The sequence below is a fragment of the Chloroflexus sp. MS-G genome (assembly GCF_000735195.1).
Classification (GTDB): Bacteria; Chloroflexota; Chloroflexia; order Chloroflexales; family Chloroflexaceae; genus Chloroflexus.
The window spans coordinates 1-7184 of the sequence record NZ_JPIM01000163.1 but is presented as its reverse complement, the minus strand read 5'-3'; the positions used below and the strand labels follow the sequence as shown (position 1 = coordinate 7184).

Sequence of the window (7184 nt, the reverse complement as noted above, 5' to 3'; positions counted from 1 at the left end):
CGCCGTTGGGCTGGCCGTCGCCGTTGGGCTGGCCGTTACACTGGTTGTCGAAGGTGTTGAGGTACTGGTGACCGTTGGAATATAGATAGTGGTGGTTGGAGTAGGAGGTGGATCAGGCTCGCGCGGGAGATCAGTGCAGAGAACGTTAGCCCACAATGTTGCCATAGCACTGAAACCATCGGCGTTGGGGTGGATATTATCTGCACTTCCATTGGTTGGATTCGTTGTAATGATTTGGCTTGGATTGGTTTCAAAATGAGTGTAGAAATCAGGCCCTAACCGGATGGGTGCACTATCATCGAGTTCATCAACTAGTTCAACGATACTGGCGTTAAAAGCCTGAGTTGTGGCGCGACGTGTTGCAGACTGGGAAGCATTACCATCGTTTCGCCACGGCAGGCGGGCCACCCATAGCGCAAGATCAGGTTTATCCTGGCGGAGTGCATTGATCACTGCCCGCAAGTCCTCTTTGTAGACACTGGCCGGCATCAAGTTATTGTATATATTCGTCGTGGAGGTTGCAGTTGCATCGTTCGTTCCCACTTGCAAGAGAATCTGTTCGGCACCCAGATCGGTAACATGCTGACGATACACGTTCGCTTTACCTAGCACATTGAGGTAGCCGCTCGTTCCGATACGGTCTGACCCAGTGGTGTTCCCGTACAAATCGCGTGCGGTACGAATACCGCTCAACCCGTCGTTGAGAATAAAGACCGGGCTGTTGAGGCAAGTAGTCAGGAGATCATTCAGCTCGATCTGATAACCGGCATAATAAATATTCTGGTAACCGGCGCTATCGGTCTGGGTATTATCTGATTGCGGGTAGTTGCGGCCGTCATTACTACGCGGATAACCGCTGTCGGAGGGAGGAGGACTGGTAAACGGATACCCATCACTCGATCCGGTAAGTGTTGATCCTGGTGGCAAACGGTAGAAAGCCCATTTCCCGGCAGTGATCGAGTCGCCAATGCTGATCAAAACTCGTCCGTAGCCCACCGGGTTGATAGTACGACTAACCGTTCCTGGTATACCATCGATCAGAATGGTTGCCGTGACGGTATATTCCGCCCGACGCGGTAGAGTAACGTTCGCACGGAAACCATCATCGATTGTTGTATCATCAATAGTCTGAGAAAAACCGGGACCGTTGATCGTGAAACGCACTCCACTTAACCCAGACGGAGGATCGGTAACGGTTGCCTGAAGACGGAGGGTTGGCTCGGTTTGAATATACGGAATTTGGAAGACATCTTTCGTTGTTAACGGCCCCGGAGCCGGCGATTGACCGGCCGGCAAATCGGCATCAACGATCAGCATACCGCTTACCGGATCAAGGGGGCGTGGGGAACCGTTGGCATCAAGAATCGCCAGGCTCAGCACCGGTTCGGCCTGGGCCGGTCGGATCAAGAAAGTACGTTCAGCCGCAGAGCCAGGCGGTAACAGATGGAGATACTGCACAATCAGCTCGCCACTTTCATCATCGTACTCACTAAGATAGTCAATACCCGGAGCGAGAACAACACCAGAGCGTTCAACCGTTACCTCTGATCCACCCGACCAGTTGCTGATACGTAAGCGCGGTGCCCGAACGACGCCATCTGGCGGGTTTACAGTAACCGCATTGGTGGCTGCTAGGCCAACACTGCTCGCAGTGACGACACCAGCCAGACCAGGATCGGTCACGATTTTCGGCAACTCATCGACTGCCCAGGCATCGAGGTAGAGCAGCCAGTGTTGCTGGATCGGCATACGCTTCACCAATTGAAGTGCTGCACCGGTTCCGTTATTGGCTGCCAGATAGGGACCAGAAAGTGTTATCTGTTCGCCATTAACAGTTATTGCGATCTGCCCACCGGCCCAAACCTCGTAGCTGACCGTAGTGCCGGCATTGGTATAGACGACCAGAGCACGCAATGAAGAGGTACGTACCAGCACTGGCGGCGCCGTCAGCAGGCGATTATTGGTGAGACGTACCGCGACCAACGGCGTGTCATCTGCGATCAGATTACGACTACCGGACGGATCGCGGCGTAAATCGTGCCATGTCGCAATACCGGTTGGGGTGAATGTGAGCGCGAAGCGTCCGGGCATCGTGATGTTCACGTCACCACTGATCGTTGTTTGCGCGATCAAGCCAATCGGCAACGACTGTGCGGCAACTGGAGGGCGATCAGATCGAACGATTATGCCCCAAACCATCGTGACAATGAACACGATCAGTAATAAACGACGGATAACAGGCATACGATCAACCTTAAATTTTCTACCGCTTAGATTAGACTACCTCGTCAGGAACCTATTAATCACTAGCCAGTTGTCTACGCCACAACGGTTCGCCAACTGCCTGTTCTTGCGGTTTCGGCTCGGCCAGCGGAACCGGTATTGGTTGTTTGAAGGTGGGCACCAATCGATGCAGGGCATACAGGATGGCTTCCTTATTATCGTTCATTGCGGCGACTTCGAGAATGCGCACCTGTTCGGCCAACGTGTGTGGTACAAACCGCGAGGCATTCCAGGCGATAAAAATTTTCGCGTGATCGGTACGTTCATATTCCTCGCCTGCAACAAACAGCTCTTCGTAGAGTTTCTCACCTGGGCGCAAACCGGTGAAGACAATATCGATGTCACGACCGACTTTCAAGCCAGATAATTCAATCATATCGCGGGCAAGATCAACAATCCGGATTGGTTCTCCCATATCGAGAACAAACACTTCACCACCCTTCCCCAACACCGCCGCTTGCAGAGTCAACTGCACAGCTTCGGGAATAGTCATAAAGAAGCGTCGCATCTCTGGATGGGTCACCGTGACGGGGCCACCCATGGCGATCTGTTGCTTAAACGTCAGTACCACTGAACCACGCGAACCGAGAACGTTCCCGAAGCGCACGGCTACGTAGGCACGGCCACTCTGGCGCGCTGCCTCGTGTACCAGTAGCTCGGCCACCCGTTTTGTGGCACCCATGACACTGGTCGGATTAACAGCTTTATCGCTCGAAATCATCACGAAATGATGAACGCCCACTCGCATTGCTGCACTTAACAGGTTACGGGTGCCTAACACATTGTTGGTAACCGCTTCAGAAGGATGGAGTTCCATCAGTGGCACATGCTTGTGTGCGGCGGCGTGAAAAACGATCTCCGGTCGGTATTGCTCAAAAACATGCATGATCCGCTCTACAAAGCGAATATCGGCAATCACCACTGAGAGTTTGGTTGCTGATGGAAGCAGCCGACGGAGTTCTTGTTCGATAGTGAAGACCGAGTTCTCGCCGTGGCCAAGAATGATCAGCTCGGCCGGATGGGCGCGCAGAATCTGGCGACAGAGTTCCGAACCAATGGAGCCACCACCGCCGGTAACCATGACCCGCTTCCCCTGGAGGAGATTGTGAACGGCTCTAATGTCAGTCTGTACCGGCGGACGACGGAGTAGATCTTCGATCTGGACATTGCGTAACTGATTCACGCTTACTTTGCCGTCGAGCATCTCGTAAAGACCGGGGATAATCTTGGTCTTCACGCCAGTGCATTCGCACAGTTCAACAATGCTACGAATGTCTTTGCCAGATGCCGAAGGCATCGCGATTATCACATAATCTACTCTATGTTCACGGGCAAGACGTGGAATATCGTAGCGGTTTCCCAATACTAGAACGCCATAGATTTGCATTCCCTGCTTGAGAGGATCATCGTCAAGAAAACCGACGGCAACGATCCCAAGCTGCGGATTATCACGCAGTTCGCGGGCGATCATCGTACCGGCCGAACCAGCACCCATAATTAACACCCGTTGCACCTTACCATTCTGCCCGGCCAGCAATTTCCGTTTGCGGATGACCTGATGCCAGCGAATGCGGGCAAGTAGGCGAGGAGCGATCGTAGCCGCCAGCCCAAAGCAGAAGAAGATAACAGGTACCGACCTTGGTAAGAGAGCCATTGGCGTCATACCGGCAACGATGAACGCCACCGGCGTCGAGATAATCATCGCCAGCGAAATGGCCGAGATCAGCAACAGCAACTCGTCGATAGAAGCATATCGCCAGTAGCGCGAGTAAATACCAAAACAACGAAAGACGATCAAATGTACCGGGGTAGCAATGGTTGTTAGAATAAACCAACCGAGCAGTGTATTCCCCTGGGGTAAATCATCGAGCCGTACCAGGAAACTCAGGAACGCCATGAGCGGCAAGAGTACAGCATCTAAGATGAAGAAATAACGATTACGAGTGGGTGATGGTACAAGCTTCAAGCCGGGCTCCTTTCCGACTGCTGCGGTTTATTGTGCAGCGTAGGTGGTGAGGAAGCTGGCAAAGGTAACGCTGCTGGTAATCGTGTCCGGTTCTATTACCAATGCTATGAACTGTAGGTGAACAACCGATGTGGTTCGCAACCATTGATGATAAAAATCCTGTCACAAAGTGCACATTTCACCATCGTTGCCGTTGCCACGTTAAATGAGTCAAATTAAGGCCTGCCGCAGATGATGAACAACTTCAGCAACTTGCTCCTCGCGCATCACACTCGAGAAGGGTAGCGCCAGTGAGCGATCACCAAGCCGTTCGGTGATCGGAAAATCACCCGGTTCATACCCAAACAGTCTGCGGTAAAAAGGTTGCAAGTGAATCGGTGTAAAGTACGGGCGACTGGGAATACCGGCAGCAGCCAGCCGATGCATCACTGTATTGCGGTCGGCAGGCGGCAAAATGCGTACCACATAAACAAACCAACTCATGCGAGTGGTGTATGGGCTAAGTTGCGGGCGCTCAACCAGCTCGAGATCGGCTAATTGTTCGTTATACCAGGCAGCCACTTGTGCCCGGCGGGCAATCAACTCTTCAATACGCTGCAATTGAACAACACCAAGTGCTGCACTCATTTCATCCAGCCGATAGTTGTAGCCGAGCCGAGTATGGTTGAGCCAGGCATCAAAAACATCACGCCCTTGATTACGGAGGGAGCGAAACAACTGTGCCCAATCGTCGTGGCGTGTGACGATCATTCCACCTTCACCTGTGGTCATCTGTTTATTGGGATAAAAGGCGAAAACGGCTGCATCGCTCAGGGTACCTGCCATTTTCCCTTTGTAGGTAGATCCAATCGCTTCACACGCATCTTCGATCACATATAACCCATATTCGGCTGCTACAGCATTAATGGGATCCATATCAGCCGGTTGACCGAAGGCATGAACCGGCATAATGGCCTTGAGTGCACCACGTGCGTTGTATTGACGCGGTAACCATCGCCGCGCTGATACACCACCGCGCATCAGATCGGTTACAGCCTCGGCTACAAGCTGCGGATTGATATTCCCGGTAATCGGATCGACATCAACGAAGACTGGAACAGCCCGTTCGTACAGGATACTGTTGGCTGAAGCGATGAACGAGAATGGCGTTGTAATGACCAGATCACCATCGCGAGCGGTAGTAGCAATACAGCAGAGGTGTAACCCACTAGTACCTGAATTGACGCCTATGGCATGCGGCAAGCCAACATAGCGGGCCATTGCCTGTTCAAAAGCGTTGATCTGCGGCCCGATACTGAGATAACTGGTACGTAACACTTGCTGAACAGCCTGAATCTCGGCTTCGGTAATATCGGGTGATGACATTGGAATTGACACGAGCGCCCCCTACAATAGTTTATGTGACGGATCAAAAGGTTCTCGTCGTTCTTATTCACCCACGGCCCGCACGTAGAGTGGTTGTGCGGGGACACCGACGACAACCGTCTCAGCCGGCACATCGCGTTGAACGAGGGCACCGGCTCCGACAGTACTCCATGCCCCGACACGCCGCCGTGGCATTACAGTGGCGCCAATACCGATCAGGGCGCCGATGCCAATCTCTACTTCACCACCGGTATGAACACCAGGTGCGATATGGGCATGATCACCAATGTGATTGTGATGATCGACCGTGCAGGCAGTATTAAGAATGACATTAGCGCCAATGACACTACCAGGATTGACAATCACACCAGCGCAGATCATGGTTCCAGGACCAATCGGCACATCAGCGGCGATAATAGCCGTAGGATGAATAGCCTGGACCAAGCGTTCGCCCCGCGCTTGCAGTTCAGTAAACAAACGTGACCGAATCCGATTATCGCCAATTGCCACAATGACGCCATCGTGCGGGATAGTTGACAGAGCAGTGATGGCGCCTAACACCGGTACGCCTACCAGCCGCTGCCCATGACGGCGTGGATCATCGTCGAGATAGCCGATAGGCTGGTACGGTTGACCGCTTGCCGCAGCACAGGCCAGAATATCGGCCACAACCTGTCCATGCCCACCTGCACCGATAATTAGAATGCGTTGGGTCATACTGAGAACTCTCTTTGCCGATGCGGTGAATTCGTATGATATAGTTCTGCACTGTTACAGACGAAACCACGCTTCTGCTCGGCTAGTCAGTACCAACCGAGCCAGGTTGCAGTGGTGGCACAGGTACCGGCGGTGGTGAACCCAGAAATTCTTCGGCAGTCGCGCTACCCGGTTGACTAATACCTTCACGCTTGACCACTTTCCACAGGGTTAGCAGTAGTATCTTCAGATCGAGCCAGAGCGAGAGCTGGTCAACGTATTGCACATCGTAGGCAAATTTCTGCTCCCACGAAAGAGCATTACGTCCGTTGATCTGAGCCAGGCCGGTAATGCCCGGTAACACCTCATGGCGACGCCGCTGTTCAGGGGTATAGCGTTCAAGATACTGCATCAGCAGTGGTCGTGGCCCCACTAGACTCATCTCACCACGAAGAACGCAGAAGAGTTCAGGTAACTCATCAAGGCTAGTGCTGCGCAAAAAGCGACCAAATGGTGTCAACCGCTCTGAGTCAGGCAAAAGGCGCCCCTGATCATCACGGGCATCGGTCATCGTCCGAAACTTTAACATCGTAAACGGACGACCATGAAGACCAGGTCGCTGTTGGCGGAAGATCACACCAGGACCTAACTTGATCCGAACGAGCAGCGCAATCACTGCCATCACCGGGGCCAAAACAACAAGAGCCGGAATAACAATCACGAGATCAAGCAGACGTTTTCCATAACGGCGATACATAGTCATCTCCGTGTGTCGTTGATCGGGACGCTGTTATCGTAACGAGCGGAGATGTACGTTCGATGAAAAAGAGGTGATAGCAGGTGAAACTCTGTATACATGACACAAGAGGCTCAA

Annotated in this window: 5 protein-coding genes; all 5 read right to left on the bottom strand. The window is 52.7% G+C overall.

Features of this window, described 5'->3' with window-relative positions; all coding sequences use genetic code 11:
* Positions 1–2244: GDSL-type esterase/lipase family protein (locus tag JE47_RS0118845; RefSeq protein ID WP_031461237.1), on the bottom strand; the 2244-nt coding region annotated here is incomplete at its 3' end.
* A 55-nt stretch (positions 2245–2299) separates the two neighbouring features.
* Positions 2300–4249, bottom strand: a complete 1950-nt coding sequence (locus tag JE47_RS0118840) for a polysaccharide biosynthesis protein (RefSeq protein WP_031461236.1) — start codon at positions 4247–4249, stop codon at positions 2300–2302.
* A 210-nt stretch (positions 4250–4459) separates the two neighbouring features.
* The gene (locus JE47_RS0118835) at positions 4460–5626 is read right to left on the bottom strand and encodes a DegT/DnrJ/EryC1/StrS family aminotransferase (RefSeq protein WP_035419979.1); all 1167 of its coding nucleotides are present in this window, start codon (positions 5624–5626) and stop codon (positions 4460–4462) included.
* 51 nt (positions 5627–5677) lie between these two features.
* The gene (locus JE47_RS0118830) at positions 5678–6331 is read right to left on the bottom strand and encodes an acetyltransferase (protein WP_031461234.1); all 654 of its coding nucleotides are present in this window, start codon (positions 6329–6331) and stop codon (positions 5678–5680) included.
* 82 nt (positions 6332–6413) lie between these two features.
* The gene (locus tag JE47_RS0118825; RefSeq protein ID WP_031461233.1) at positions 6414–7067 is read right to left on the bottom strand and encodes a sugar transferase; all 654 of its coding nucleotides are present in this window, start codon (positions 7065–7067) and stop codon (positions 6414–6416) included.
* Positions 7068–7184: the final 117 nt, after the last annotated feature.

Bases quoted from the DNA above. Each gene is read 5' to 3' on its own strand.
- JE47_RS0118825 (WP_031461233.1), bottom strand. From the start codon at position 7,067: ATGTATCGCCGTTATGGAAAACGTCTGCTTGATCTCGTGATTGTTATT.
- JE47_RS0118830 (WP_031461234.1), bottom strand. From the start codon at position 6,331: ATGACCCAACGCATTCTAATTATCGGTGCAGGTGGGCATGGACAGGTT.